We start from the raw sequence: 1,110 nt of genomic DNA, 5'->3' as shown, positions 1-1,110 counted from the left end.
TCGGCGGCGGCGTCGCGGTCGGCGTAGGAGGCGCCGGAGAAACCGTAGGGACTCTGGTCGGCCAACGCCTTCAGGGCCCGGGCGGCGGTGGAGTCGCTCTCGGCGGCCTTGGTCAGGATGTCCTGGATCTCGTCACGGAGATTGGTGACGTCCTGGGCGGAGTGGTCGGGCACCTCGGTGCCCTTGGCGGCGCGGTCGGGGTGGATGTTCATGGTGACGGTGAAGCCGCCGTCGGGATTGGACCGCACGGTCAGGTTCTTCTCCAGCCCGCGCGCGATGGCGTCGTTGAGCCGGCGCTTGTACTCGACCAGCTCGCCGTGGGTGTCCTTGAGGATGTTGTGGATGGAGGTGGCCTGGGTGTGGGCGTCGGCGAACTCGTGGACGGTCTTGGCGATGAACTCGCGGGTCACGTCGGCGTTGTAGCCGGACCAGTCGGCCTTCTTGGCCTTCGCGTCGAGCTTGGTCTCGGCGTCCTCTTTCAGCTTCCGGAGCTTGGCGACCATCTCCGACCAGTCGCCGACGGCCTTGTTCAGCGTGGAGAAGTCCGCGAAGCGGAGGGCGTCGAGCTTCACCGGCGCCGGGTCCTTTCGTCGAAGCCCTGGTCCAGGGTGGAGAGGCTGTTGAACAGGCCGCTGATGTGCTGCTCGTTGCCGGCGTGGGCCCTGTCGGTGTACTCCAGGTGGTTGGAGATGTGGGCGCAGGCGTCGGTGAGGGTGCGCAGCTGTTGCTGCCACCGGGTGGTGACGTGGTCCAGGGCGCCGCCGATCTCGAAGTCGCCCTTGAGGTTCCGGGCCGCGCTGCCGCTGCTCTCCCGGGCGTGGTCGCCGTCCTTGCGGAGCCGCTCGTAGAGGTCGAGCGCGGCGTCGCCGACCTCGGCGAGGTCCTTCTGCCGCACGGTGAGCTCGCCCTGGGAGGTGGGGGCGTATCCGCCTCCGCCGCCGTCGTCGAGCTTGTTCAGCCGCATCTGTGTGGACTTCCGTTCGGCGGCTGCCGCCACCAGTTGGTTCCACTCGTCGTCGAACGACACGCATCCACCCCCGTGGCTCGAACTGTTCGCCATCTGGCGACACAAGCTATAGAGGCGGCGGCGAGGGACGCCAGTCGGAGTTC

Annotated in this window: 1 protein-coding gene and 1 pseudogene; both read right to left on the bottom strand. The window is 68.1% G+C overall.

The genetic code is table 11. From position 1 onward, the window contains the following. Positions 1 to 572 (bottom strand): annotated as a pseudogene (locus IF47_RS0126645) (hypothetical protein); the annotation flags it as partial. Then, entirely contained in the window at positions 569 to 1,027 is a 459-nt protein-coding gene (locus IF47_RS0126640) for a hypothetical protein (protein ID WP_031511573.1), read from the bottom strand. The gene IF47_RS0126640 and the pseudogene IF47_RS0126645, both read right to left, overlap by 4 nt. Positions 1,028 to 1,110 lie beyond the last annotated feature (83 nt).

The sequence above is a fragment of the Streptomyces megasporus genome (genome assembly GCF_000718985.1).
In the GTDB taxonomy this organism is placed as follows: Bacteria; Actinomycetota; Actinomycetes; order Streptomycetales; family Streptomycetaceae; genus Streptomyces; species Streptomyces megasporus.
The sequence above is the reverse complement of the archived record's forward strand: the minus strand, read 5'-3'. Positions and strand labels throughout refer to the sequence as shown.